Source organism: Streptomyces sp. SP18BB07, assembly GCF_036322545.1.
Classification (GTDB): Bacteria; Actinomycetota; Actinomycetes; order Streptomycetales; family Streptomycetaceae; genus Streptomyces; species Streptomyces deccanensis.
In genome coordinates this window covers 74466-100476 of record NZ_JAQYWT010000256.1, presented here as the reverse complement: position 1 = coordinate 100476, position 26011 = coordinate 74466, and the positions used below count along the sequence as shown (strand labels likewise).

Here is a 26011-nt window from a genome sequence, read left to right as displayed (position 1 = left end):
TACCCATGCGTACGCATCACAGGGCCGTTCCGTTCTGCTGTTCCCCGAAAGTCTGCGCTTTCTCGGGAGTCTGTCGTTGCCCTGAAGTCTGCCGTTCCCCGGAAGAGATGCCGGGAGAGATGCCGGGGATCCCCTCGAACAAGTCGCCCTCCCGGCTCCCGCCTTCGCGTCTGCCCCGGACCAACTCGTAGTACTCGGTGGTCAGGAGCGGCTGGGCCAGCCGGTTGGAGAGGACGAAGTACGGCTCGACGACCTCGATCTGGGTGGCGTGCGCGCGCATCGCGGTGGCCTTCGCTGCCGCGAAGGCGGTGCCGTCGATCTCGGTGGTGACGATGTGGTCGTCCACCACTCCGGGCACATCGGTCACGCTCGCGGCCCGTTCGAACGGCAGCCGTCCGGGTTCGGCGAGATCGCGGCGGAGCCGGCCGAAGCCCTCCAGGAGCACCCCGCGCGGGACCCGGTTCCAGTAGACCTTGGCGATCTCCCAGGGCTCGCCCAGATCGGGGCGGAAGCCGGGGTCGGCGGTCAGGTCGGCGGCGCGCATGGCGACACGGTGGGCCTGGATGTGGTCGGGGTGGCCGTAGCCGCCGTTGGGGTCGTAGGTGACGAGGACCTGGGGGCGTACCTCGCGGATCACCTGGACCAGGTGGGCCGCGGCCTCGTCGACGTCGGCGGACCAGAAGGCGCCGGGCCGGTCGTTCTGTTCGACGCCCATCATCCCGGAGTCGCGGTAGCGGCCGGGGCCGCCGAGGAAGCGGTGGTCGGTGACGCCGAGCTTCTTCATGGCCTCGGCCAGCTCGTCCACGCGGTGCGGGCCGAGCTTGTCGTCGCGGTCGGGCGCGAGGTGGGCGAGGCCGGGCGGGATGACCTCCCCCTCCTCGCCGAGGGTGCAGGTCACCAGCGTCACCCGCGCTCCCTCGGCCGCGTACCTGGCCATGGTCGCGCCGTTGTTGATCGACTCGTCGTCCGGGTGCGCGTGCACCAGGAGCAGTCGGCGGGTGGACAGATCCGTCATGGGGCCACCCTACGAGGCCCCGGTGCGCGCCCGTGCCGGGCGCGGTCATTCACAGGGACGGTCGGCCGCGGGGGTCGCGGGCCCGGTGGGACGGGTCCTGGGAGAGGCCCCCGGCGGCCGGAGGTGTCAGAACTTGATACTGCCGATCATGCCCGCGATGTTGGTCGTCAGCTCGCTGATCGTCGGCGCGATGGTCGAGGAGGCGAGATAGAACCCGAGCAGGATGCAGATGATCGCGTGTGGTGCCTTCAGCCCTGACTTCTTGATCAGGATGAAGACGATGATCGCCAGCAGCACCACCGCCGAAATCGAGAGTGCCACGGCGGCTCACCTCCAAAAGTTCCCTGGGACCTGGGGAGCGAAGCAGTTGTCGATGGCTGACGGCGGGGCCGTCGTCAACCGGTGACGTGGGTGACGCAGTTGTAAATCCATACAGCGGCCAGCAGGTTCATACCCACCCAGCGGTAGTGATCATAACTATCCATACGCGCGCATCGGTCGGCGCACGGCCGCACAAGGGGGCGCATGGCCAATATGGTCGGACCCATGACGACCCAGCCCGAGTCCTTCCCTCGCCGACACGCCCGGACCCAACGTTTCTCCCTCGGCGCGCCGAGGGCTTTCTCCGTCGCGCCGGACGGTTCCCGCGTGGCGTTTCTGCGGTCCTCGTCCGGCACCGACCGGGCCAACAAGCTGTGGGTGATGGACCTCCCGGACGGTGGGGAGCGCGTGGCGGCCGACCCGGGCGTGCTGCTCGCCGGCTCCTCGGAGGAGTTGTCTGCCGAGGAGCGCGCGCGCCGTGAGCGCCTGCGTGAGGGCGGCGCCGGGATTGTCGGCTACGCCACCGACGCGGCCGTGGAGTTGGCCTCTTTCGCCTTGTCAGGGCGGCTTTTCGTGGCCGAGCTGCGGGCCGGGACGGCACGTGAACTGGACGTTCCCGGGCCGGTGATCGACCCCCGCCCCTCGCCCGACGGCCGCCGCGTCGCGTATGTCGCCCGGGGCGCGCTGCGGGTGGTCGGGGTGGAGGGCGGTGCGGACCTGGTGCTCGCCGAGGAGGAGGCGGACAACGTCACCCTCGGTCTGGCGGAGTTCATCGCGGCCGAGGAGATGGGCCGTTCACGTGGTTTCTGGTGGTCGCCGGAGTCGGACCGCCTGCTGGTGGCGCGTGTGGACGACACGCCGGTGCGCCGCTGGTGGATCTCGGACCCGGCGCAGCCGGAAAGGGACCCGCGGCAGGTGGCGTACCCGGTGGCCGGGAGCGCCAACGCGGAGGTGCGGCTCTTCGTGATCGACCTCGCCGGGGCGCGCACGGAGGTCGTGTGGGACCGGGCCCGTTACCCGTATCTGGCGCATGTGCACTGGTCAGCGGCGGGTGCGCCGCTGATCCTGGTGCAGGCGCGGGACCAGCGCAGCCAGTTGTTCCTGGCCGTGGACCCGGACTCGGGGGCGACCCGGATGGTGCATGCCGACGAAGATCCACATTGGCTTGATCTTTTCCCTGGGGTGCCCGCGTGGAGTCCGTCGGGCCGGCTCGTGCGTGTCGCGGACGAGGGCGGCGCGCGGGTGCTGGCGGTCGGCGAACGGCCTTTGACGGGGCCGCAGTTGCACGTCCGCGCGGTGCTCGACGTCGCGGACGCCGATGTGCTGGTCTCGGCCTCCGCCGGTGAGGCGGCGGCCGACCCGGAGATCGGGGAGATCCACGTCTACCGCGTGAACGAGCTGGGCGTGGAGCGCGTCTCCCAGGAACCCGGCGTGCACTCGGCGGTGCGCGCCGGGGGCGTGACCGTACTCGTCTCGGCCGTTCCGGGGCAGGCCGGCGCCCGTGTTCAGGTGCTGCGCGACGGCAAGCAGGTGGCGATCGTGGCGTCTCATGCGGAAGATCCCGGTATGTCACCGCGCGTGCGGTTTACACAGGGGGGCGCACGCCGCGTACCGTGCGCCCTGCTTATGCCGAGCGACTACGACGGGGTCACGCCCCTGCCGGTCCTCATGGACCCCTACGGCGGTCCGCACGGCCCCCGGGTGCTCGCCGCGCACAACGCGCACCTCACCTCGCAGTGGTTCGCCGACCAGGGTTTCGCGGTGGTGGTCGCCGACGGGCGCGGCACCCCCGGCCGCTCCCCCGCCTGGGAGAAGGAGATCGACGGGGACTTCACGCTCTCCCTGGACGACCAGGTGGAGGCGCTGCACGACCTGGCGACGACGCATCCGCTGGACCTGTCCCGGGTGGCGATCCGCGGCTGGTCGTACGGCGGCTGGCTGGCGGCCCTCGCGGTGCTGCGTCGCCCGGACGTCTTCCACGCCGGCATCGCGGGTGCCCCGGTCACCGACTGGCGGCTGTACGACACCCACTACACCGAGCGCTATCTCGGCGATCCGGCGAAGAACACGGCGACCTACGCGAAGAGTTCACTGATCACGGACGAAGGGCTGTCCTCGCCCGCCGAGCCGCACCGCCCGCTGATGATCGTGCACGGCACCGCCGACGACAACGTGGTCTTCGCGCACGCGCTGCGCCTGTCCTCCGCGCTGCTCGCGGCCGGCCGACCCCACGAGGTGCTGCCGCTCTCCGGCGTCACCCACATCACCCCGCAGGAACAGGTCGCGGAGAACCTGCTGCTGCTCCAGGTCGACTTCCTGAAGCGTTCGCTCGGCCTGGTCTAGCGGAAGCGGGTACGGCAACGGGCCGGGGCTACATGGCGAGCCCCGGCCCGTTTACGGCACCCGCACGGCCGTACGCGTTGTAGATTCGCGCGTCCGTATATCGGAACCGCGTCAGCCAAGTTGCCTGCGTGTTAACACATTTGGTGCCGATTTGTAGGCCTATTCCGCCTCATCCACATGATCGTCCATGGATTTTTCCACCGGCCCCTCCGCCGGCTCCTCAGGCGGCACCACCTGTTTCTCCTCCGCGAAATGGCAGGCCGAGTCATGGGCGGCCGGACCGGTGGTGAGCCGGAACTCCGCGGGGACCGCCAGCAGCGGCACCTCCAGCGCACAGCGCTCCTGAGCCTTCCAGCACCGCGTGCGGAAGCGGCACCCGGACGGGATGTTCGTCGGGGAGGGCACGTCGCCGAAGAGGATGATCCGCTCCCGGTGCTCGCGCGCCTCGGGGTCCGGGACGGGCACGGCGGACAGCAGCGCCTGGGTGTAGGGGTGCGTCGGGTGGTCGTAGATCTCCGCGTCGCGGCCGATCTCCACGATCCGCCCCAGGTACATCACACCGACCCGGTCGGAGATGTGCCGCACGATGGACAGGTCGTGGGCGATGAAGACGTACGACAGCCCGAACTCGCCCTGGAGGCGGTCCAACAGGTTGATCACCTGGGCCTGGACGGAGACGTCCAGGGCGGAGACGGGTTCGTCGGCGACGATGATCTCGGGGCGGAGCGCCAACCCCCGGGCGATACCGATGCGTTGGCGCTGGCCGCCGGAGAACTGGTGCGGATAGCGGTTGATGTACTCGGGGTTGAGGCCGACCACGTCGAGGAGTTCCTGCACCCGGCGCCTGCGGTCCCCCTTGGGCGCGACCTCGGGGTGGATGTCGTACGGCTCCCCGATGATGTCGCCCACGGTCATCCGGGGGTTGAGGGAGGTGTACGGGTCCTGGAAGACCATCTGGATGTTGCGGCGGACGGTCTTGAGCGCCCGGCCGGAGAGCTTGGTGATGTCCTCGCCCTTGTAGCGGATGGATCCGGCGGTCGGCCGTTCCAGGTGGACCAGCATCTTGGCGACCGTGGACTTGCCGCAGCCGGACTCGCCGACGATGCCGAGGGTCTCGCCCCGGCCGAGGGCGAAGTCGACGCCGTCGACCGCCTTCACGGCGCCCACCTGCTTCTTGAAGAGGATGCCCTCGGTGAGCGGGTAGTGCTTGACCAGGCCGCTGACCTCCAGGATCGGCTCAGCCGGTACGACGGTCGTGGCTGTCGTGGATGTCGCGGTCATCGAGGCACTCCCTCCAGAAGTGGCAGGCGCTCAGCCGGATCCCGTCCGCCGGCTCCACGTCGTACAGCGGGGGTACGTCGGTCCGGCACACGTCGCGGGCCATCGGGCAGCGGGGGTTGAAGGCGCAGCCGGGCGGGATGTTCATCAGGTTGGGCGGCAGCCCCTTGATCGCGTAGAGCTCCTGGCCCTTCTGGTCCAGGCGCGGGATCGAGTCGAGCAGGCCGCGGGTGTACGGGTGGGCCGGGGCCTTGTAGATGTCGTGGACGGGCGCGGACTCCACGATCCGGCCCGCGTACATCACGGCGATGCGGTCGGCGACGTCCGCGACGACGCCGAGGTCGTGGGTGATGAGGACGAGGCCCATGCGCAGTTCCCGCTGGAGTTCGGCGAGGAGGTCCATGACCTGGGCCTGGACGGTGACGTCCAGCGCGGTCGTCGGTTCGTCGGCGATGATCAGCGCGGGTTCGAGGGCCAACGCCATGGCGATCATGATGCGCTGGCGCATACCGCCGGAGAACTGGTGCGGGTAGTCCCGCACGCGCTCCTTGGCGGCCGGGATGCGGACCCGGTCCATCAGCTCGACGGCCCTGGCGCGGGCGTCCTTCTTCGACATGCCCCGGTGCACGACGAACATCTCGCCGAGCTGGTCGCCGACGGACAGGACCGGGTTGAGGGACGACAGCGCGTCCTGGAAGATCATCGCCATCTCGGCACCGCGGATCTTCCGTCTCTGATCCTCCTTGAGCTTCAGCAGGTCCTGGCCCTTGAAGAGGATCTCGCCGCCGGTGATCCTGCCGGGCGGCATGTCGAGGATGCCCATGATCGCCTGCGCGGTGACCGACTTCCCGGAGCCGGACTCCCCCAGCACGGCCAGCGTCTGCCCCTCGTCCACCCCGTAGTCGACCCCGTTGACGGCCTTGGCGACCCCGTCCCGGGTGCGGAACTCCACGTGCAGATCACGCACTTCGAGCAACATGACGCCGCCTCACCTCAGCTTCGGGTCGAGGGCGTCACGGACCGCGTCACCCAGCATGATGAAGGCCAGGACGGTGATCGCCAGGGCTCCGGAGGGCCACAGCAGGGCGTGGGGGGCGTTGCGGATGTACGGGGAGGCGGCGGAGATGTCGATGCCCCAGGAGACGCTGGGCGGTTTCAGGCCGACGCCGAGGTAGGACAGGGTCGCCTCCAGAGCGATGTAGGTGCCGAGGGCGATGGTGGCCACGACGATGACCGGGGCGACGGCGTTGGGCGCGATGTGGCGCAGCAGCATGCGGGAGTTGGAGGCGCCGAGGGCGCGGGCGGCCTGCACGTAGTCGTTCTGTTTGGCGGTGATGACCGAGCCCCGGGCGATGCGGGAGATCTGCGGCCAGCCCAGCAGCACCATGAACCCGATCACGGGCCAGATGGAGTTGTTGGTGACCACCGAGAGCAGCACCAGACCGCCGAGCACCACCGGGATCGCGAAGAAGACGTCGGTGATCCGGGACAGGATCGAGTCCGGGAGCCCGCCGAAGAACCCGGCGAGCCCGCCCAGCACCGACCCGAGGATCGCGACGCCGAGCGTGGCGCAGACGCCGACGGCGATGGAGATCCGCGCCCCGTAGACGGTACGGGTGTAGACGTCGCAGCCCTGCCCGTCGTACCCGAACGGGTGGCCGGGCTGCGCGCCCTCCTGGGCCTTGGCGAGGTCGCACGTGAGGGGGTTGCCGGAGGCGATCAGCGACGGCCACAGGGAGATGACGACCAGGAAGAGGATCACCAGGGCCGAGATGATGAAGACGGGGTTGCGCCGCAGGTCGCGCCAGGCGTCGGACCAGAGGCTGCGGGCCTTGTCGGCCGGGCCGCCCGCGTCGGCGTTGCCGAGCCCCTTCTCCAAGGTCTCCCCCTCGGTGGTGGCCAGGTCCATCGTGCCGTCCAGCCCCGTCGCGGCGATCGCCCCGTCCTCGGCGGCGCGCTGGCCGCCCGAGACGTGCGGCTCCTCGGGTGGCGGCTCAGGCATAGCGGATCCTCGGGTCGAGTACGGCGTAGAGGAGGTCGACGAGCAGGTTGGCGACGAGGAACACCAGCACGAGGACGGTCACGAAGCCGACGACGGTCTGGGTGTTCTGGCGGAGGATGCCCTGGTAGAGCTGGTAGCCGACGCCGTGGATGTTGAAGATCCGCTCGGTGACGATGGCGCCGCCCATCAGCGCGCCGATGTCGGTGCCGATGAAGGTGACCACGGGGATCAGGGAGTTCCGCAGCAGGTGCTTGCGGATCACGCGGTGCCGGGGCAGCCCCTTGGCGACGGCGGTGCGGACGTAGTCGGCGCGGGTGTTCTCGGCGATGGACGTCCGGGTCAGGCGGGTGACGTAGGCGAGGGAGACGGAGGCGAGGACGAGCCCGGGGACGATCAGCTCGTCGAAGGGCGCCTCGGAGGAGACGGACGGCCGGATCCAGCCCCACTCCACGCCCAGCAGCAGCTGCAGCAGCAGCCCGGTGACGAAGGTGGGGACGGAGATGACGACCAGGGTGACCACCAGCGCCCCGGTGTCGACGGGCCGGCCGCGCCGCAGGCCCGTGACGACACCGAGGGTGATGCCGATGACGATCTCGAACAGGATCGCGACGATCGTCAGCCGGATGGTGACGGGGAAGGCGGAGGCCATCAGCTCGGTGACCTCCTGCCCGTTGAACGCGGTGCCGAAGTCGCCGGTGAAGACGTTGCCCATGTAGGTCAGGTACTGCTGCCCCACGGGCTTGTCGAGGCCGAACTCCCGTCTGAGCTGGGCGGCCGTCGCCGGATCGCACTCCCGGTCGCCGCAGAGGCCCGCGATGGGGTCGCCCATCACGTTCACCATCAGGAAGATCAGGAGGGTGGCGCCCACGAAGACCGGGATCATCTGGAGCAGGCGCCGGGCGACGTACCGTCCCATGGAAGGTCAGCCGACCTTGATCTGGTCGTACACCGGCACGCTGAACGGGTTCAGGGCGACGTCGGAGAGCCGCTCCGAGTAGCCGGCGCTGCCGTTCTGGTACCAGAGCGGGATCGCGGCCATGTTGTCCCGGACGACCTCCTCGGCCTGCTGGAACGTCTGCACGGCCTTCGCGGTGTCGGACTCGGCGTTGGCCTGGTCGACGAGCTTGTCGAATTCGGCGTTGGACCACTTGCCGTCGTTGGAGGAGGCGTTGGTGTAGTACAGCGGCTGCAGGAAGTTCTGGATGAGCGGGTAGTCCATCTGCCAGCCGGCGCGGAACGGGCCGCTCATCTTCCGGTCGGTGATCTGGTTGCGGAAGTCGGCGAAGGTGCCGACCGGGTTGCCGACGCACGCCTTGTCGTTGTCGAGGGCGTTGTTGATGGAGTTGCAGACGGCGTCGACCCACTGCTTGTGGGAGCCGGTGTCCGCGTTGTACGTGATCTTGACCTGGCCGCCGGGGAGGCCGCCGCCCTCCTGGATCAGCTTCTTGGCCGCGTCCGCGTCGTACTCGCAGGCGTCACCGCACAGGCCCTCCTTGAAGCCGCCCTCCTCGCCGAGGACGGGGGAGGTCCAGTCGGTGGCGGGGGTGCGGGTCTTCTGGAAGATGGTGTCGGTGATCTGATCGCGGTCGATGGCCCGCGAGAGCCCTTCACGGACCTTGTCCGAGCCCTCCTTGTTCCAGTTCTCGTCGTAGAACGGGAAGGCCAGGGTCTGGATGATGCCGGCGGGGGTGTTGATGTACCGGTCGCCGAGGTCGGCCTGGACGTTCTTCAGCTGGGCGGCGGGGACGTCGTCGACGAGGTCGAGGTTGCCGGCCATCAGGTCGGTGTAGGCGGTGTTGTTGTCGGTGTAGACCTTCAGGTCCACGCCGCCGTTCTGCGCCTTGTCCTCGCCGGGGTAGTCGTCCCACTTCCGCACGGACAGCTGGGAGCCCTTGGTGTAGGAGTCGACGGCGTACGGGCCGTTGCCGACGGGCTTGGCCAGCCAGGCGTCGTGGTCGGTGAAGAAGGACTGCGGCAGCGGGGCGAAGGCGTTGTAGCCGAGGGTGTCGGGGAAGGTCGAGAACTTCTGGGTGAGCTTGACGGTGAAGGTGTTCTCGCCGGTGACCTTCAGCCCGGAGAGCGTGTCGGCGGTCTGCTTGCTGCCGTCGTCGGGGTGCGTCTTGTCGTAGCCCTCGATGTACTCGAAGAAGTACGCGTTCTTCTGGTTGTTCTTCAGGCTCGCCCCGTAGTTCCAGGCGTCCACGAAGGACTTGGCGGTGACCTTCTCGCCGTTCTGGAAGGTCCAGCCGTCCTTGACGGTGATGGTGAAGTTCTGCGAGTCGGTCGTCTCGATCTTTTCGGCGAGCATGTCCTTCGCCTCGCCGGTCTTGGCGTCGTACCGCTTCAGCCCGCGGAAGATCATGTCCAGCACCTTGCCGCCCTGCACCTCGTTGGTGTTGGTCGGCTCCAGCGGGTTCTGCGGGTCGCCCCAGGATGAGCTGAGCACGGCCCCGGTGTCACCGCTGCCACTGCCGCCGCCATCGTCGTCCCCGCCTCCGCAGGCGGTCGCGGTGAGAGCCACCGCCACCGCGCCGGCGATCCATCGGGCGTGCGTGGCTCCACGCATGGGTGCCTCCTCGTGCTGCGTGCGTGATCTCCTTGTTACCGGACAATATCGACGCGTTTCGCCTATACCGCACATTTGGGGGGCCGTATGGGGTGCGTTGTCGGGTGCGGCTCCGGTGGGGCTTCTCGCGCAGTTCCCCGCACCCCTGAAAAGCCGGGGCTGCGCCCCATGCGTTGCGACAGCGCCAGCCGGGCTCGCTCAAACCAGTGCGGCTCACCCACCACGCCGTACGGCGCGGCCAGCAGCGACTATGGGTTCAGCACGGATCCACAGCTCAGCCGGTCGACCTTCACCGACCTCTCTGCCGTGCCCAACGCGTCGCCGTCGATCGCCACAGTGATAACTGTCCGCCGTCGCCATGAGGCGCGGCTGAACAAGAAAAGGTTCAGGCTGCGGATGACCTAGCGCACGCCCTCACATCAGGATCGGGATTCCGGCATGGCGACACCGAGTCAACGCTAGGGTAATCGCGTGACTACGGAAAGCGCACAGCGGAAGCGGCAGTTTGGGCATCGAGCCCGACTGTCGCTGACACCTGCGCAGATCCGGCTCATGGACAACCAGGCGCACGCCGCCCGCACCCTGTGGAACTGTTTGCACGACTGGTGGGCGATGCTCCCCAAGGACAAGCGTGCCCTAGCCGCGGCCGACCAGGCGATCCGCCAAGCCCGCAAGGACATCGAATGGCTCGGCGCACTCCCCGCCCAGGCCGCGCAGGCCGTACTGAAGACGTATTTTCAGGCCTGGCGGAACTGTTGGGACGGCCGCGCCGAGGCGCCCACTTTCAAGGCGCGGCTGCGTACGGTGATGTCGGTGGACATCCCGCAGGGCCGGGACCTGAATATCATCCGCGTACACCGCCGGTGGGGCATGGTCAACATCCCCATGATCGGCCGAGTCCGCTTCCGCTGGACGAAGGACCTGCCGGTCGGCAAGCGGGCCAACAGCGAGAACCGGATCACCGGTGCGCGGCTGGTCAAAGACGCACTCGGCTGGCACATCGCCTTCCGCGTCCAGACCCTGGAATCCGCCCCCCAGCCCCATCAGGGTCCGGAGGTCGGGATCGACGTCGGGGTGCACCTGCCCCTCGCCCTGTCCGACGGCAACCACCAGGACCACACCCGCCCGGCCGGCCCGCCCTACGGGCAGGCCGGCCGGGATAAGTGGCTGAACCCCTCGGAGAAGGTCAAGCTGTTGGGCCTGGAACGACGCGCCGCCCAGCGTAAACAGCACCGAGGGCGCGAAGAGAAGATCTCACGCCGCCTGCAACACACCTACGACCAGATCAAACAGCTCCGCGCAAAAGCCACGCGCCGTGCCGTTGACTGGCAGCACAAGACCACCACCAACATTGCCAAGCAGTACGGCACCGTCGTGGTCGAACAACTCAACATCAAGAACATGGTCAAGTCCGCCAGGGGCACCATCGAGAAACCCGGCAGGAACGTCGCCCATAAGTCCGGCCTGAACCGCTCCATCAGCCAGGAGGCATGGGGCCGCACCATAGCGATGCTGACGTACAAGACCGCCCACCACGGCGGCACCCTGCACAAAGTTCCCGCCCCCGGCACTTCCCAGCGCTGCTCCGCCTGTGGGTTCACAACACCTGGCAACCGGGAGGACCGGGCCACGTTCGCGTGCAAGAACCCCAACTGCGGCTGGTCCGGCAACGCCGATTGGAACGCAGCCCGAAACGTCTTGCACTTGTACCGGACGGGCCACGCGCTCATCCCGGCTGCCGGGAGGGCAGTCGTCAGGCGTCCCCGTGGCGTCAAGCCCACCACCGCAAGGTAGGCAGGAATCTCCCTCGTACGCGAAGGAGAGCACTTCAACAGAGCGACATCACGTACAGAGTACAGAGAGACCGAAGTACAGCGGGCAGAACGTGTCCTGCCTGTGCGGTCTTCTTCCTCCAGGCCGATTGAAGCGATATACGCGGGTCGGTCCATGGCACGGCCAGGGTTGGGTACGGGGGAGCGGCGCGATCCCGGTCAACGGTCAGCCCAACTCCCCCGCTCCACGCAGAATTCGTTGCTCTCCGGTCGGCCATCAGCACCCACACGCCGCCGTCGGGCCAGGTGTGGTCGGCGATCACCCGGCCGCCGATCGCGACCGCCCGCTCGACCTCCTCGACACGGGTGCGGCCCTGGGGCTTGGGGGGGGGCGAAGTGGGCCCGACTCTTGAGCGCCTTGGCCTCGGGCCCCGAACGAACAGCAGCCTCTGCCCACCGTCCAGGTCCGCGATCAGCGCCTCCGGATCACCAGGCTTGTCGTCATCGGCCGAGGGCCTCCCAAGCAGCTCGCAACCCAGGATGCCGCCACCGGCCCTGGGTGCACCACTGAGTTCGCCCTTGGCCCCGTTTCACAATGCTCAATTAAACCTCAAGAACCTGTGTATGCGGTTGCAGGCCACAATGAATCGTGGGACGGTCGTCGAGCATTGAAGGCCAATCACCTTCCGCATGCAGGGGGAATACAGCGCATGAACAAGGAAGCATGTTCCAAGTGCCCTTGTAGACGAGTGCGCTTGATTAAGAAGCTGGAGAGATGAAATATGCGTATCACCAAGAAGAGTAGCCTCACGGGGGTTGTCGCGCTGATGACGGCGGCCTCGGCGCTCGTTATCGCCGTACCGGGAACGGCTCAGGCGGCGGCTTGGTCCACCAGCTGCGACAAGTGGGCTGCCGACAACGACGCCGGTGCCAACGACATGGTCGCCACCGTCTGGCGGACGAGCGACGCCACCAAGGGCGCCCGCGCTTCCTTCAAGGGCAACGGAGAGACGCTGTCCGCACGTAACTGGTCGGGGGCCTCGATGACCGTCAGGGTCGAATGGGCGAACGGCTCGCAGCTAGAGGGGATTCGGGACTATGCCCTGTGGACCGGGGGCTCGATCGAGCAGAATTTCAATATCGCTGAAGGGCGTACGGTGTGGGTGAGCATCGGAACGCCGGGCGGGTCCACGGCCGTCTGCAAGGGCAAGGCATAAGATTCTAGTTGTGCCAAATAATTGAGCGGGCCGGACAGGATCTCTGTCCGGCCCGCTGCTTTTCGGTTGGCCGCTCCGCCGATGTGATGCGTCGTGCCGGTCAGTCCTTGCCCGTCTTCGCCTCGGTGTCCGCATCCGTCTCCAGCGCCTTCAACGCCGGTCCAGCAGCACGCCCTCCCCATGGGCCTCCGTCGTCGACCCCTCCGAGAAATGGCAGGCCGTCAAGTGGCCCTCGCAGTTGCCGGAGACCTGGAGCAGCGGGTTCTCCTCACTGGCACACTTGTACTACGCCATTCCGCAGCGTGTACGGAAACAGCCCGCCCACGGAGAGAGATGGGCCGATGGAGGACGTTTGGGGCTCGGCAGGGGCCCAGCGTTTCTGCGGCCCCGGACCCGCGGAGGTGCCCCGGCGTACCGCCGGTGGCCCGGCCCCACGACAGCATCGTTGTCGCCGAGGAGACTCCGGGGCCCTCGGTCACCTCCGGTGCCGGCCGCTGGAGCACCGTTCGCAACGAACACGTCCGCCCTCCAGGGGCCAACTGCAATGATCTCGGCGAGTACACATGACCGCGCCAATGCAGAGCCCCACCCCTTCGACTGGACCGCAGACCTCGGGACGGCCCCCTCGAGCCGCTACGTTGCGAAGCTGCGAAATAAACCTCAGATGTTCCTCAGAACTCAAGGAGCCCAGAACAGCCGAGCTGGGCATCGCCCAGCCAGTCGCCCAACATCACCAGTCGAGGAGCTTCGCAGTGCGGGCTTCCGGAGTCGCATCGGCGCTACTCGCCTCCACCCCTCGCTGCCGGAGTGCCGGGCGGGGCCGGTCCCGCCGCAGCGAATGGCCATGGGCCTTTCGGAAAGCCGTGCGAACCGGGCAATGAGTACGTAGCCACCCCGACGAAGAAGTCCGTAAAAGCGCAAGGAAGAGGCGACAAGAAGGGAATCGGTGTCACGTTGGCCAACTACAACGGCGGGTCGAAAACCATGACTTTGATTTTACATGTGAATCAGGAGACGAAGTTGGCATCTCAGTGAGCGGCAAGCTAAAGGCTAAGAGCTCCGTAGTACTGGCCGAGGTGGAGCACGAATTACGGCGTGGGGTTCCCGCCAAGCTGACGGTCAAGATTGGCAACCAGATCAGGTGAAGACCCCGCCCAAGAAGACCAGTTATGCGCGTTACGGCGCCTACCGGTTTAAGATCACCGGCTACAGTCGATACATCTACGCGAACTGCACCAGGGGAACAAAGGTTAAGTCGACAGTGCTCACACCCTACCTCGTCGGCTGGCACACCTACACCCTCGACGCCCAGAAGACATGACAATCTTTCAGGCGTCGAGGGTCCAGGGATGATCTCGAGAGTGTGATCCGGAGACGGAGTCCCTTACCTCACACTAAGATCACCCATCACCTGTTGAATCAGTCCATGCGGACCTCTGTTGCCGTCTCGCCATCCTTCTCCAAAGCATTCAAGGCTGGATCCAGCACCACGTCCTCTCCACGGGCCTCCGTCGTCGGCTCCTCCGGGAAATGGCAGGCCGTCAAGTGGCCCTCGCGGTTGCCGGAGATCTGGAGTAGCGGGGGTTCCTCGCTGGCGCACTTGTCCTGTGCCTTCCAGCAGCGGGTCCTGAACCGACAGCCCGACGGCGGGGAGATCGGCGAGGGCACGTCGCCGTACAGCCGGATGCGCTCCTTGTCCTGCCCTTCGTCGTCGATCGCGACCTCGGGGACCGCGGAGAGAAGGGCATGAGTGTAGGGGTGGCGGGGCCGATTGTAGATCGAGTCCCGATCACCGACCTCCACCACCTTGCCGAGGTACATCACGGCCACCCGCTGCGAGAAGTGCCGGACGATGGCGAGGTCATGGGCGATGAACAGGAACGCGATGCCGAGCTCGTCCTGGACCTTCTGGAGCAGGTTGACGACCTGCGCCTGGATCGACACGTCCAGCGCCGAGACCGGCTCGTCCGCGACAATCAGCTTCGGGTTCAGGGCGAGCGCACGGGCCACACCGATGCGCTGGCGCTGACCGCCGGAGAACTCGTGCGGGAAGCGGTTGTAGTGCTCGGGGTTGAGACCGACCAGCTCCAACAGCTCGCGGACCTTCTTCTCCCGGCCACCCTCGGGGTCAATCCCGTTGACCTCCATCGGCGACTTGATGATCGTGCCGACCGTCTGCCGCGGGTTCAGCGAGGAGTACGGGTCCTGGAAGATCATCTGGATCTCGGACCGCACCGGGGCCAGCTGCCTGCGTGAGGCACGCGTGATGTCCTTGCCCAGGTATGTGATCTGGCCCGCAGTCGGCTCCAGCAGCCGTGTGATCAGCCGGCCCGTCGTCGACTTGCCGCAGCCCGACTCGCCCACCAGACCGACGCTCTCGCCGACACCGACGGTCAGGTCGACGCCGTCGACCGCCTGTACGGCACCGACCTTGCGTTTGATCGGAAACCCGCCGTATATGGGGAAGTGTTTGGTCAGGCCCTTGACCTCCAGGAGAGTTTCCTTCGAGGCGTCGGCGGAGCCCTGCTGTGCGGGGAGGGTGAGGTTGTCGCTCATGATCTCGGTTCTCCCTAGCGCAGCCGGGGCTGGATCTTGTCGATGAAGATGGTCTGCTTCTGCTCCGCCGTCAGATGGCACGCGGAGGCGCGGCCTTCGGCCAGCGGCGGCCGGGTGTCGGTGCACAGGGTGCCGGTGACCTCGCCGGTGAACGCGCACCGCGGGTTGAAGCGGCAGCCGGTGGGCGGGTTGAGCAGCGAGGGCGGCGTGCCCGGGATCGGCGTCAGCATCTCGTGGATGTCGCCGTCCAGACGCGGCATCGAGCTCAGCAGGCCCCAGGTGTAGGGGTGCTGGGGTGTGCGCAGCACCTCCTTGACGCTGCCACGCTCCACGGCCCGGCCCGCGTACATCACCAGCAGATCGTCGGCCATGTGCGAGATGACGCCGAGGTCGTGCGTGATGAAGATGATCGCGGAGCCGAACTCCTGCTGGAGGTCCTTGAGTAGGTCCAGGATCTGCGCCTGCACGGTCACGTCGAGCGCGGTCGTCGGCTCGTCGGCGATCAGCAGGTCGGGGTCGCACATCAGGGACATGGCGATCATCGCGCGCTGGCGCATACCGCCGGAGAACTGGTGCGGGTAGTCGTCGAAGCGTACCTTGGGTTGCGGGATGCCAACCTTCTCCAGCATCTGGATCGCCCGGTCCTTCGCCTCCTTCTTGGAGGCGCCCGTGTGCTTCATGTACGGCTCGGACAGCTGCCGGCCCACCGTGTAGTACGGCGACAGGGCGGTCAGCGGGTCCTGAAAGATCATCGCCATCTTGTTGCCGCGGAGCTGTTCGAGCTCCTTCTCCGTGGCGGTGACGAGTTCCTTGCCGTCGAGCAGGATCTCGCCGTCGACGGTGCTGGTCCGAGGGTTGTGCAGGCCCAGGATCGTCAGGTTGGTGACGGACTTGCCGGAGCCGGACTCACCGACGATGCCCAGGGTCTTGCCACGCTCGACGTTGAAGGAGAGACCGTCGACGGCCTTGACGATGCCGTCCTCGGTGGAGAACTGCACCCGCAGGTCACGGACCGAGAGGAAGCTCTCGGACCCGGACGGGGCCGGGGCGTCCTCGGTCTTGGTCAGTGTGGTCACGGTGGTTCGTTCTTCCTAGGAGAGCCGGACGCGCGGGTCGATGTAGGCGTACGCGATGTCGGTGAGGATGTTCACCATGAGGATGAAGAAGGCTCCGAACATCATGACGCCCATCGTCAGCGGGAGGTCCTTGGAGCCGGCGCCCTCCACGGCCAGGCGTCCGATGCCCTGGAGGGAGAAGGTGATCTCCGTGACGACGGCGCCGCCGAGCATCGAGCTGATGTCGATGCCGAGGACGGTGACGATCGGAATCATCGAGCCGCGCCAGGCGTAGCGGAAGAAGACGTACTTCTTCGACATGCCCTTGGCGCGAGCGGTGCGGACGTGCTCCTCGGCGAGCTGTTCGATCATGGCGGCACGCGCCATACGCGTGTACTGCGCGGTGAAGATGGTGGCCATCACGACCACGGGAATGGACATGCCGATGAACCAGCCGACCGGGTCCTCGGTGATGGGGACGTACTTCGGGTCCTCCATCAGACCCGTGCTGTAGACGAAGATGACCAGCACGATCGGGCCGAGGAAGTAGATCTGGAAGGAGCTCAGCACCATGGACGCGCCCGTGGCCACCTTGTCGAGCATGGAACCACGCCGGTAGGCGGCGAGCATGCCCGCGCCGACGCCGATGATGAGGAAGCACACCGCGCCGCCCGCGGTCAGCGTGAGGGTGGTGGGGAACCGGTCCACGATCGTGTCCCAGACCATGTCACCCGAGTGGAACGACTGGCCGAGGCACGGGGCGGCGCAGTGGCCGTCCGGGAAGTCACGGCCCGTCACGATGCCGGACATGAACTGCCAAAACTGCTGTGCGATCGGCAGGTTGAGGCCTAGTGCCTCGCGGATGTCCTCCAGTCTCGCTGCGGAGCAGTCCCTGCCACAGGCCAGAGAGGCGTAGTCGGACGGCGCGGCGACGAAGAGGAAGAAGGTGGCGGCACCGATGAGGAACAGGGTGACGACGGCACCGACCAAGCGCCGGATGATGAACTGAAACATGGCGGGGAGGCTGCTCTCTACGGAGACGGTGGGAGGTTTCACGGAACCGCGGGAGTGCGCTCCGCCTGGTGCGCACCCCCGCGATCAGCCGTCGGACGTTACGACTTCAGGAACAGTCCGTTGACGTCGATGTAGCTCGACTCGGTGCTGTAGCGGGCACCGCCGATGTTCGAACCGTAGAGCTGGAACTGCTTGACGTACCACAGCGGAGCGGCCGGGTTGACCTTCTCCAGGATGTAGTGGTGCGCCTCCTGCCAGGTCTTCGCCGCCTCGGTCGGCTCCTGGGTCAGGGCCTTCTTGATCAGCTCCTGGACCTTCGGGTCGTTGATGTGCGAGTAGTTCGGCGAACCCTCGGCGATCTGGTCACCGTCGTAAACCGGCGTGACGACCGTACCCGCGGACGGCCAGTCCTGGCCCCAGCCGCTGATGTAGATGTCGTACGGGTTGTCGACCTTGCCGATCTGCTCGTAGTAGCTCGCCGAGTCGACCTCCTTGGAGACGACGTCGATGCCGACCTTGGTCAGCGCGTCCTCGATGGCGACCTTGCGCTTCTGGCCCTGCTCATTGTTGTTGTACGCGAAGACGAGCTTCTTCTCGGCGGCCGGGACGTCCTTCAGGAGTTCCTTGGCCTTCTTGATGTTGCCCTGAGGATTCTTCAGACGGCCGTACGGGTCGTACGAGTCCTCGTAGCCCGGCAGGGTCGGCGCGAAGAGGTTCTGAGCGACGTCACCACCGTAAACACCACCCTCACCGGCGATCAGCGACTTGGAGTTCGCCGCGTAGGTGATGGCGTCGCGGACCTTCTTGTTCTTGACCCGGTCCAAGTTGAAGTTCAGCACCTGGACGTAGGGAGCGTAGCCCTTGATCGTGCGCTTGCTGGTGGCCGGGTCCGTGACGACATCCTGGATCTGCGTGGACTCCACGGAGCCGGTGAGCTGGATGGCGTTCTTGGACACACCCTGGTCCGCGATCAGACGCTTGGTCTGGGTCGACTCGGTGATACCGAAGTCCATGTTCCAGGCATCCACGTACTGGTGGCGCACGGAGTCGGTCTTCGCGTCCCACTGGTCGTTCTTCACCAGTTTGAGGGACTTGCCGACCTTGTACTCGGAGATCTTGTACGGGCCGGTGGAGACCGGGGCCTTGTCGTACTTCTCCTTCGTGTCGGTCTTCTCCGGAACGATGGTGTAGCCCGGCATGGCCAGCGTCTGCGGCAGGTCCGGCCGCGACTGGTCGAAGTGGAAGACGATTGTCTTGTCGTCCGGCGTCTCCAGGACGCTGTCCGGCAGGTGCTTCTTGCCGTAGCCGCCGTCGGGCAGAGCCTTGCGGTAGTCCGCACCGCTCAGCCAGGTCTGCACATAAGTGGGACCGTCGAAGATGAACTTGGCGTACTGGCGCTCGATGGTGTGGCGGACATCGGCCGAGGTGATCTCGTTGCCGTTCTGGTCCTTGATGCCGTCCTTCAGCGTGAACGTCCAGGTCTTGCCGCCGTCGGAGGACTTGCCCGAGTCGGTCGCAAGGTCACCGACGACCGCGACACCGCCCTTGCCGTCCTCCTTGAAGTTCGTCAGTCCGCGGAAGAGCAGGTTCGCGACCTGACCGGCGTCGGAGACGTAGATCTGTCCCGGGTCCAGGTGCGAGAGACCCGCCTCCTGGTAGACCTCGATGGTGCCGCCGCTCTTGGCACCGGGCACTTCCTCGGCCGGGCCGGTGGAGGCAGCTGCGTCGGCGTAGGTGACGGGCTTGGACTGCGCCGCCGCACCCTTCTGGTCTTCCGCGGCGTTCTTCTTCGAGCTCGTGCCCTTGTTCTCCGAGCAGCCGGTCAGCGCGAGGGAGCCGGCCGCGATCGCGACGACTATGGCGCGCGCTCTGCGCGAGTTGAGCGACTTCATGTGGTGAATCCACCTACCTGTCGGTTGTTATCCATGAGTACTGCCTGACGCGGCTGGTAGGCCGACGCGGGGGCGGCAGTCACCCCCCACCAATGGACGATCAGCGCCCGGACTTGGGGTCGAAGGCATCCCGTACGGAGTCTCCGAGGAGGTTGAAGCACAGGATGAAGATCACCAGCGCCACGCCGGGGAAGAACATGAACGCCGGGTCCTGCTCGGCGTACTTGGCGCCGGCGGCGAACAGTCGTCCCCAGTCCGGTGTCGGTTCGACGAACCCGACGCCGGCGAAGGAGAGGAAGGCGATGGTGAGGATCGTGCTCGGCAGCTGGTACGTGAACTGCACCAGGATCGGCGAGACGACGTTCGGCAGGATCTCCTTGCGGACGATCCGCCAGGGTGAGGCACCGGAGACCTTGGCGGCCTCCACGAACTCCCGCTCACGCAAGGACAGCACGGTGGAACGGACAAGTCGAGCCATGCCCATCCAGCCCAGCAGCCACAGCACGATCAGAATCGCGAGCGCCCGGAAGTACGTGGGGGTCTCCTCACGCGGGTCCACGAAGAACGCGGTCACCACGGGCATGAAGGCGATGAAGAACAACTGCTGCGGGAAGGACAGGAAGAAGTCGGTGAGACGGCCGATCCAGTAGTCCGTACGACCACCGAAGTAACCGCCGATCAGACCGATGATGACGCCGGTGACCATCAGCAGCACGGTCACGCCCAGCGCCATGAAGAGCGACGTGCGCATGCCGTACACCAGCATGGCGAACAGGTCACGGCCGTACTGCGGCTCGACACCGAACCAGTGCTCCCCCGAGACACCGCCGAAGTAGCCGAGCGGCAGACCGAAGTCGTCCAGCACGGGAGTCTCCGCGTACGTGGGGTCCTGGCCGTACAGCGTGTACGGGTTGGTCCCGCTGAGCGCGGTGAGCAGCGGCGCGCACATGGCGATGACGAAGTAGAAAATCACTACCCCGGCGCAGAACATGCCGGTACGGTCGCGCCGGAAGCGCTGCCACATCAGCTGGCCGGGGGAGCGGCCTTCGAGCTTCTTGGGCTCGACCTTCTCGCTGGTGGATGCCAGCTCGGGGTCCAAGGCGACCGCGGACCCGGAGCCCTCGGCCTTGGTTGGACTGGTCATGTCTGTTCTTCCCCCGGGGGGTTGGAGAGTTGAGCGCAGCACAGATACCGGCAGGTTCTGTGGTTTGGGGGAACTTTCGCCAAACGGGTCAACGCGCGTCAAGGGCGGGAGGCATAGGGATCTCCCTACCGTCCATATTTTGAGCAAAAATTGCAAAGATTGACACCTGGTCGCGCTTGACAGGTGAGATGAGAGACCGGCGAATCGGACATACGCGGAACGATTTTTGTTTACATGTCCGAAACTTGATCGCTGCAACACCGATATCCGAACAGCGCCTCACAGCCGACAGACAGTCAACCGAAGGGTCCCGGCCGGAAGTCCAGCCCCCCTTGCGCGCTCTTCGCAACCTCCCCGGAATCCCCAGCATCCCCACGGGACCTCCCCTGTATGCGGATACGCCTGAAGCCCGACCCTTCAGAGGTCGGGGAAACGGGACTTGACACTTCGACAGATGCCCGATGGCGCGTCGGCGTGCGGTGCGGTCGAGTCAGTCTACACGCGTAGCGTCAATCGGGGGAGGAACCGGGGAATCGATACTCCCGCCCGGCACGCGACCACGCCGCCACCGGACGCGACGTGGCCCCGGCCGGCCCCCGCGGAAGCGAGGGCCGGACCAGGTCCGCGGGAACGTCAGCCGTGCTTGGCGCGGCTCGCGGCACGCGCGCGCTCGCGGGCGTCCAGGTTGACCTTGCGGATGCGCACGGCCTCCGGGGTCACCTCGACACACTCGTCGTCGCGGCAGAACTCCAGCGACTGCTCCAGCGACAGCTTGCGCGGCGGGACGATCGCCTCGAACGAGTCGGCCGAGGAGGACCGCATGTTCGTGAGCTTCTTCTCCTTGGTGATGTTCACGTCCATGTCGTCGGAGCGTGAGTTCTCACCGACGATCATGCCCTCGTACACCTCGGTGCCGGGCTCCGTGAACAGCACACCGCGCTCCTGGAGGTTCGTCATCGCGAACGCGGTGACGGCACCGGCGCGGTCGGCGACGAGCGAGCCGTTGTTACGGGTCGTCAGCGTGCCGAACCACGGCTCGTGGCCCTCGTGGATGGAGTGGGCGATACCCGTGCCGCGCGTGCCGGTCAGGAACTCCGTACGGAAGCCGATGAGGCCACGGGACGGGACGACGAACTCCATGCGGACCCAGCCGGAGCCGTGGTTCGACATGTTGTCCATCCGGCCCTTGCGGACACCCATGAGCTGCGTGACCGCGCCCATGTGCTCCTCGGGGACGTCGATCGTCATGCGCTCGACCGGCTCGTAGACCTTGCCGTCGACGATCTTGGTGACCACCTGCGGCTTGCCGATGGTCAGCTCGAAGCCCTCGCGGCGCATCTGCTCGACCAGGATGGCCAGCGCCAGCTCACCACGGCCCTGCACCTCCCAGGCGTCGGGACGCTCGGTGTCGAGGACCCGGAGGCTGACGTTACCGACCAGCTCACGGTCGAGGCGGTCCTTGACCTGGCGGGCGGTGACCTTGCGGTCCTTGACCGCGGCCTTGTTGTCCGCGCCCTTGCCCGTGCCACCGCGGCCGACCAGCGGCGAGGTGTTCGTGCCGATGGTCATCGAGATCGCCGGCTCGTCGACCGTGATCAGCGGCAGCGCGATCGGGTTCTCGGTGTCGGCGAGGGTCTCGCCGATCATGATGTCCGGGATACCGGCGACGGCACAGATGTCACCGGGGCCGGCCACCTCGGCCGGCTTGCGGGTGAGCGCCTCGGTCATCATCAGCTCGGTGATGCGGACGTTGGCCATCGTGCCGTCACGCTTGATCCAGGTGACGGTCTGGCCCTTGCGCAGCTCACCCTGCTCGACACGGAGCAACGCGATACGGCCGAGGAAGTTGTCGGCGTCCAGGTTGGTGACGTGCGCCTGGAGCGGGGCCTCCTCGTCGTACGACGGGGCCGGGACGTGCGACAGGATCGTGGAGAAGAACGGCTCCAGGCTGTTGCTGTCGGCCGGGACGGTGCCGTCCTCCGGCTTGGTCAGCGAGGCGACACCGTCACGCGCACACGCGTAGACGATGGGGAACTCGATCTGGTCCTCGTCGGCGTCGAGGTCGAGGAAGAGGTCGTAGGTCTCGTTGACGACCTCGTCGATGCGCGAGTCCGCGCGGTCCGTCTTGTTGATGCACAGAATGACGGGCAGGCGCTGCTGGAGCGCCTTGCGCAGCACGAAGCGGGTCTGCGGCAGCGGCCCCTCGGAGGCGTCGACGAGCAGGACGACCGCGTCCACCATCGACAGACCGCGCTCGACCTCACCGCCGAAGTCGGCGTGGCCGGGGGTGTCGATGATGTTGATGGTGATGACGTCGCCGCCATCCTTCGGGTGGTACTTCACCGCCGTGTTCTTGGCGAGGATCGTGATGCCCTTCTCACGCTCCAGGTCGTTCGAGTCCATCATGCGGTCGTCGAGCGACTCGGCGGCGTGCGCGGCGAAGGCACCGGCCTGCTTGAGCATGGCGTCGACCAGAGTGGTCTTGCCGTGGTCTACGTGAGCGACGATGGCGACATTGCGAATGTCGTGGCGCGTGGCCATAGTGCGGCGATCTCCCGGGGTGTGTGGACGGCCCTCGCGTATGTCTCTCGTCACGCGGACCCTGCCGGGCTGGACACGCCACGGCCTCACCCCATGGTACGGGGCCGACGCGGCAAGGGCTCCCCGGGCTGCTCCGGCCCAGCTCAGCCCGGCCCAGGCCCAGCTCAGACAGGCTCCGACGCGACTTGGGCGCCCCATACGCCGGCCGCCGCCCCCTACGACACGGGGCGGCGGCCGGTTTCTCGAGGGGTGATCCCCTACGACGCCGTGGGCCGCGCCGGACCCTTCGCGCCCTTCTTCAGGAAGCCCATGTCCTCGTAGAACGGGGTCTGGAAGCCGAAGGCACCCGCGTTCGCGAGGTCGGTACGGGCGGCGACGAGCTGGGGCCGCTGGTAGAGGGGGATGGACCCGGCGGCGGCCCAGATGCGGGCGTCCGCCTTGCGGATCAGGGAGCGTGTCTTCGCCTCGTCGAGGGTGGAGACGGCCTGGTCGAAGAGCTGGTCCACCCGGTCGGTGCCGACCCGCGTGTAGTTCTGCTCGACGCTCAGCGAGCCGTCGGCCGCGGGCACCGGCTTGGCGTAGATCGGCCGGGCGTCGGTGGCGGGGTACGCGGAGGCGGGCCAGGAGTACAGCGCGAGGTCGTACTGCCCGTTCGCGATGTGGTCCTTGAAGTAGCTCTCGTCCGCGACCTTGGAGATCTCCGTACGGATCCCGACGCGCTCCAGCATCGCGGCGATCCGCTCACCGACGGCCCGCAGCGACTCCGTGCCCGGCCCCGACGGCAGTACGAACCGCAGCGTCAGCAGCTTGCCGTTCTTGGCGAGCGGGCCCCTGGCGGCATCGGCGGGCGCCCGCGTCCCGCGCGGGGCGTACGCGCCGGGCGCGCCGCCCGGCTTGAACTGCTTGCCGTCCTGGGCGAGGTTCCCGTCGGCGTCGTTCGGCTTGTCGTCCTGACCGACGATGTACGTGCTCTCGTCCTCGGAGTTCCTGGAGTCCTCGGTGTCCTTGGTCCCGGAGCCCCCGGAGCCCTTGGGGTCCTTGGGGTCCTTGGGGTCCTTGGGGTCCTTGGTCTCCCGCTCGGTCCGCTGCTCCTCCTCGCCCTCCGCGCCGGCCGCCTTCCTGCCGGGTGCGAGGGGGCCGCCCTGTTCCCAGCCGGCGTCGGCGAGGAGGGCGCGTGCCTCGTCGGTGTCCTGGCCGCCGAGAGCGCCGCTGTTGTCGGCGTAGGCGGCCTGGCCGGCGAGGGCGAGGTGGCTGCCGACGGGGACGGCGGGCAGGCCGAGGGGCTTCAGGACGAGGGCGGCGAGCTTCTCACGGTCGATCGCGCGGGCTACGGCGCGGCGGACCCGCTCGTCGGCGAGGGGGCCGTCGGAACCGTTCAGGGCGAGCTGGGTGAAAGCGGGTTCCAGGGAGCGGCGGACGGTGAAGCCGCGCAGGGCGGACTGCTGGGCGGTGTACGCGGCGATCGCCTGGCGCCGCTTCTTCCGTGCGCTGATCTCGTCGTCGGCGGCCTCCTCGTCCGAGCCGTGCGCGACGGCCCAGGAACGCAGCGCCTTCGCGGAATCGCCCTGCGCGAGCGGCCCGGCGGCCCCCGACTCCTTCTTGTCCCGGGAGGCGAGCATGATCCGCTCGGCCTGGACCGAGTCGATCTCGGCGATGTCGACCTTGTCCTCGGCCAGCGCCTCGACCCGCTCGGTACGCGGCACGGCACGCAGTACCAGGGTCGAGACCTTGGCGGTGCGGCCCCACCAGCGGGGATTGCGGGTGAGCGTGACCGCGCCGCCCTTGCGGTCGATGCCCTTCAGCGCGAACGGACCGGCGGTGACCTTGAGCTTCTTGCGGGCGCCGTCGTTGAAGGAGTCCGGGGTGCCCATCACCTGCTTCGGGTACAGCGGCGAGAACAGCGACTTCCAGTCGGCGTACGGGCGGGCGAAGGTGACCCGGACCTCCAGGTCGTTGTCGCCGCGTTCGATCTTCTCGATGCGTTCGTAGCCGGCGTTGCGGGCCGTCCAGTACGCGGAGTCCTTGCCGGACAGGGCCCGCCACTGCGCGGCGAAGTCGGCGGCGCCGATCTCCCGGCCGTCACTCCACACCGCCTGCTGGTTGAGCTTGTAGAGGACGACCTGCCGGGGCTCGCGCTCGACGACCTCGGCGGACTCCACGTAGTCGGAGTTGAGCTCGGGGCGTCCGCTGGCGTCGAGACGGTACATCGACGGCAGTACGGCACCGGCGATCCGCGTGGTGGCCGGGTCGGCGTCCGCCTGGAACGTGTTCAACGTCTCCGGTACGGCGTCCACGGCCCAGCGCAGGGTGCCGCCGTCGGCGACGAGGTTCCGCGCGGCGGGCGCGATGTCCTGCTCGGCGACGGGTCTGCCCGCCGGGTCCTCCTCACCGCATCCGCTCAGCACGGGCATCGTGAGCATGCCTGCGGCCAGGAACACCAGCGAGCGGCGCGGGGCGCGCGGTCGAACGCGGTCGTGGGGAATCGGCGTCATGGCGACCTCCTCGCTCCGCGGTGGGAGAACGGGGACGGGGGTGGCTCTGATCACGTTCGGCGGTATATGGAGCTGATCAGACGGATGCGGCCCACTGAAGAGGACGGTGCGGGAGCGGGGCCGCCGACACGACGAGGGGGTTCCGGAACCCACCCGTTTGGCCGCGTCGCCCTCCGGGGGTGCGGCCGGGTGGGTGCGTTGTCGGGTGCGGGCCCGGTGGGGCTTCTCGCGCAGTTCCCCGCGCCCCTGATAAGCAGGGGCTGCGCCCCGTGCTTTTCAGGCCCGCAGGGCCTGGTCTTTTAGGGGCGCGAGAAGCCCCACGGACCCACACCCGCCAACGCACCCCGCCCGACGAAGCCCACCCGCGCAAAAGAAAACCGCAAACCGCTTCCCACCGGCAGGTGTGACGCGCGACACTCGCAGGCGCATGAACGTTGCCGCCTTGGGGCCCACACCCCCTGAAAGCGAGGGCAAGTCATGTCCGTGCACGACGACTTGACGTCGGTCCGGCGCTGCCTGGACGAACTGACCCGGTCCGTACGCCGCCTGGAACAGCAACTCGGCGGCAGCGGCCTGGAGATACGCCGCGTCCGCACCGACGCGGACCACCTGCGCGAGAGCATCGCGCTGCTGGGCGAGGCCGCCTCCGCCCAGACGAAGCCGCGTCGCCCCGACCTCGTCCCCATCCCCGACACCCCGTACGACAGCTCCCTGTGGACGGACTCGGACGACGAGGGCCTCGGCTCCCGCGACCGCCGCGCCCCCTGACCGCCGTCGTCCGCCCACCCCCGACAACCAACCCG

General features: G+C 67.5%; 19 protein-coding genes. 4 read left to right on the top strand and 15 right to left on the bottom strand.

Going from position 1 to position 26011, the window contains the following annotated elements:
* Window positions 1-16: 16 nt before the first annotated feature.
* Both mshB and PUR53_RS10525 read right to left on the bottom strand, forming a co-directional pair.
* A complete protein-coding gene (gene mshB / locus PUR53_RS10530) occupies window positions 17-1015 on the bottom strand; it encodes an N-acetyl-1-D-myo-inositol-2-amino-2-deoxy-alpha-D-glucopyranoside deacetylase (protein ID WP_329908101.1) in 999 nt (332 codons plus the stop codon).
* A gap of 126 nt (window positions 1016-1141) precedes the next feature.
* Window positions 1142-1336 (bottom strand): hypothetical protein, encoded by a 195-nt coding sequence (locus PUR53_RS10525; RefSeq protein ID WP_005480627.1) that lies wholly within the window; start codon window positions 1334-1336, stop codon window positions 1142-1144.
* A gap of 225 nt (window positions 1337-1561) precedes the next feature.
* On the opposite strand from PUR53_RS10525, the gene PUR53_RS10520 reads away from it, so the two are divergent.
* The gene (locus tag PUR53_RS10520; protein ID WP_329898235.1) at window positions 1562-3679 is read left to right on the top strand and encodes a S9 family peptidase; all 2118 of its coding nucleotides are present in this window, start codon (window positions 1562-1564) and stop codon (window positions 3677-3679) included.
* Window positions 3680-3838: 159 nt separating this feature from the next.
* Here the strand turns inward: PUR53_RS10520 and PUR53_RS10515 are convergent, their stop codons facing one another.
* Genes PUR53_RS10515 through PUR53_RS10495 form a run of 5 tightly spaced genes read right to left on the bottom strand, consistent with a single transcriptional unit; the run spans window position 3839 to window position 9525 of the window.
* On the bottom strand, window positions 3839-4960 hold the full coding sequence (locus PUR53_RS10515) for an ABC transporter ATP-binding protein (RefSeq protein WP_329908100.1): 1122 nt from the start codon (window positions 4958-4960) through the stop codon (window positions 3839-3841).
* Window positions 4917-5936: an ABC transporter ATP-binding protein gene (locus PUR53_RS10510; RefSeq protein WP_329908099.1), complete on the bottom strand. Its 1020-nt coding sequence runs from the start codon at window positions 5934-5936 to the stop codon at window positions 4917-4919. The genes PUR53_RS10515 and PUR53_RS10510 overlap by 44 nt, the downstream gene beginning before the upstream one ends.
* A 9-nt stretch (window positions 5937-5945) precedes the next feature.
* Window positions 5946-6959: an ABC transporter permease gene (locus tag PUR53_RS10505; RefSeq protein WP_329898232.1), complete on the bottom strand. Its 1014-nt coding sequence runs from the start codon at window positions 6957-6959 to the stop codon at window positions 5946-5948.
* Window positions 6952-7875, bottom strand: coding sequence for an ABC transporter permease (locus tag PUR53_RS10500; RefSeq protein WP_239757038.1), 924 nt, complete (start codon window positions 7873-7875; stop codon window positions 6952-6954). Before PUR53_RS10500 ends, PUR53_RS10505 begins: the two co-directional genes overlap by 8 nt.
* Before the next feature lie 6 nt (window positions 7876-7881).
* A complete protein-coding gene (locus PUR53_RS10495) occupies window positions 7882-9525 on the bottom strand; it encodes a peptide ABC transporter substrate-binding protein (RefSeq protein WP_329898231.1) in 1644 nt (547 codons plus the stop codon).
* 471 nt (window positions 9526-9996) lie between these two features.
* Here PUR53_RS10495 and PUR53_RS10490 point away from each other — a divergent pair, with 471 nt between their 5' ends.
* Window positions 9997-11319 carry an RNA-guided endonuclease InsQ/TnpB family protein gene (locus PUR53_RS10490; protein WP_329908098.1) on the top strand — a complete coding sequence of 441 codons (1323 nt, stop codon included), beginning with the start codon at window positions 9997-9999 and terminating at the stop codon, window positions 11317-11319.
* Between the two features lie 34 nt (window positions 11320-11353).
* Here PUR53_RS10490 and PUR53_RS48125 read toward each other — a convergent pair whose 3' ends face one another.
* Window positions 11354-11770, bottom strand: coding sequence for a hypothetical protein (locus PUR53_RS48125; protein ID WP_443080285.1), 417 nt, complete (start codon window positions 11768-11770; stop codon window positions 11354-11356).
* Between the two features lie 309 nt (window positions 11771-12079).
* Between PUR53_RS48125 and PUR53_RS10485 the strand changes: the two genes are divergently transcribed.
* Window positions 12080-12514 (top strand): hypothetical protein, encoded by a 435-nt coding sequence (locus PUR53_RS10485; protein ID WP_329908097.1) that lies wholly within the window; start codon window positions 12080-12082, stop codon window positions 12512-12514.
* Window positions 12515-13933: 1419 nt separating this feature from the next.
* Here the strand turns inward: PUR53_RS10485 and PUR53_RS10475 are convergent.
* From PUR53_RS10475 to PUR53_RS10445, 7 genes are all read right to left on the bottom strand, one after another.
* Entirely contained in the window at window positions 13934-15070 is a 1137-nt protein-coding gene (locus tag PUR53_RS10475; RefSeq protein ID WP_329908096.1) for an ABC transporter ATP-binding protein, read from the bottom strand.
* A 14-nt stretch (window positions 15071-15084) separates the two neighbouring features.
* Window positions 15085-16146 (bottom strand): ABC transporter ATP-binding protein, encoded by a 1062-nt coding sequence (locus tag PUR53_RS10470; RefSeq protein ID WP_329908095.1) that lies wholly within the window; start codon window positions 16144-16146, stop codon window positions 15085-15087.
* A gap of 15 nt (window positions 16147-16161) precedes the next feature.
* On the bottom strand, window positions 16162-17139 hold the full coding sequence (locus tag PUR53_RS10465; RefSeq protein ID WP_329908093.1) for an ABC transporter permease: 978 nt from the start codon (window positions 17137-17139) through the stop codon (window positions 16162-16164).
* 98 nt (window positions 17140-17237) lie between these two features.
* Window positions 17238-19031: an ABC transporter substrate-binding protein gene (locus PUR53_RS10460; RefSeq protein ID WP_329908091.1), complete on the bottom strand. Its 1794-nt coding sequence runs from the start codon at window positions 19029-19031 to the stop codon at window positions 17238-17240.
* Window positions 19032-19131: 100 nt separating this feature from the next.
* Window positions 19132-20175 carry an ABC transporter permease gene (locus PUR53_RS10455; protein WP_329908090.1) on the bottom strand — a complete coding sequence of 348 codons (1044 nt, stop codon included), beginning with the start codon at window positions 20173-20175 and terminating at the stop codon, window positions 19132-19134.
* A 633-nt stretch (window positions 20176-20808) separates the two neighbouring features.
* A complete protein-coding gene (gene typA, locus PUR53_RS10450; protein ID WP_329898222.1) occupies window positions 20809-22716 on the bottom strand; it encodes a translational GTPase TypA in 1908 nt (635 codons plus the stop codon).
* 257 nt (window positions 22717-22973) lie between these two features.
* Window positions 22974-25208, bottom strand: a complete 2235-nt coding sequence (locus PUR53_RS10445; RefSeq protein ID WP_329908088.1) for an ABC transporter family substrate-binding protein — start codon at window positions 25206-25208, stop codon at window positions 22974-22976.
* A 477-nt stretch (window positions 25209-25685) separates the two neighbouring features.
* Here PUR53_RS10445 and PUR53_RS10440 point away from each other — a divergent pair, with 477 nt between their 5' ends.
* Window positions 25686-25976: a hypothetical protein gene (locus PUR53_RS10440; protein ID WP_239757024.1), complete on the top strand. Its 291-nt coding sequence runs from the start codon at window positions 25686-25688 to the stop codon at window positions 25974-25976.
* Window positions 25977-26011: the final 35 nt, after the last annotated feature.

Excerpts from the sequence above, each read along its gene's own strand:
- mshB (WP_329908101.1), bottom strand. The coding sequence starts at position 1,015 with ATGACGGATCTGTCCACCCGCCGACTGCTCCTGGTGCACGCGCACCCG.
- PUR53_RS10520 (WP_329898235.1), top strand. The coding sequence starts at position 1,562 with ATGACGACCCAGCCCGAGTCCTTCCCTCGCCGACACGCCCGGACCCAA.
- PUR53_RS10515 (WP_329908100.1), bottom strand. The coding sequence starts at position 4,960 with ATGACCGCGACATCCACGACAGCCACGACCGTCGTACCGGCTGAGCCG.
- PUR53_RS10510 (WP_329908099.1), bottom strand. The coding sequence starts at position 5,936 with ATGTTGCTCGAAGTGCGTGATCTGCACGTGGAGTTCCGCACCCGGGAC.
- PUR53_RS10505 (WP_329898232.1), bottom strand. The coding sequence starts at position 6,959 with ATGCCTGAGCCGCCACCCGAGGAGCCGCACGTCTCGGGCGGCCAGCGC.
- PUR53_RS10500 (WP_239757038.1), bottom strand. The coding sequence starts at position 7,875 with ATGGGACGGTACGTCGCCCGGCGCCTGCTCCAGATGATCCCGGTCTTC.
- PUR53_RS10495 (WP_329898231.1), bottom strand. The coding sequence starts at position 9,525 with ATGCGTGGAGCCACGCACGCCCGATGGATCGCCGGCGCGGTGGCGGTG.
- PUR53_RS10485 (WP_329908097.1), top strand. The coding sequence starts at position 12,080 with ATGCGTATCACCAAGAAGAGTAGCCTCACGGGGGTTGTCGCGCTGATG.
- PUR53_RS10475 (WP_329908096.1), bottom strand. The coding sequence starts at position 15,070 with ATGAGCGACAACCTCACCCTCCCCGCACAGCAGGGCTCCGCCGACGCC.
- PUR53_RS10465 (WP_329908093.1), bottom strand. The coding sequence starts at position 17,139 with ATGTTTCAGTTCATCATCCGGCGCTTGGTCGGTGCCGTCGTCACCCTG.
- PUR53_RS10460 (WP_329908091.1), bottom strand. The coding sequence starts at position 19,031 with ATGAAGTCGCTCAACTCGCGCAGAGCGCGCGCCATAGTCGTCGCGATC.
- PUR53_RS10455 (WP_329908090.1), bottom strand. The coding sequence starts at position 20,175 with ATGACCAGTCCAACCAAGGCCGAGGGCTCCGGGTCCGCGGTCGCCTTG.
- typA (WP_329898222.1), bottom strand. The coding sequence starts at position 22,716 with ATGGCCACGCGCCACGACATTCGCAATGTCGCCATCGTCGCTCACGTA.
- PUR53_RS10445 (WP_329908088.1), bottom strand. The coding sequence starts at position 25,208 with ATGACGCCGATTCCCCACGACCGCGTTCGACCGCGCGCCCCGCGCCGC.
- PUR53_RS10440 (WP_239757024.1), top strand. The coding sequence starts at position 25,686 with ATGTCCGTGCACGACGACTTGACGTCGGTCCGGCGCTGCCTGGACGAA.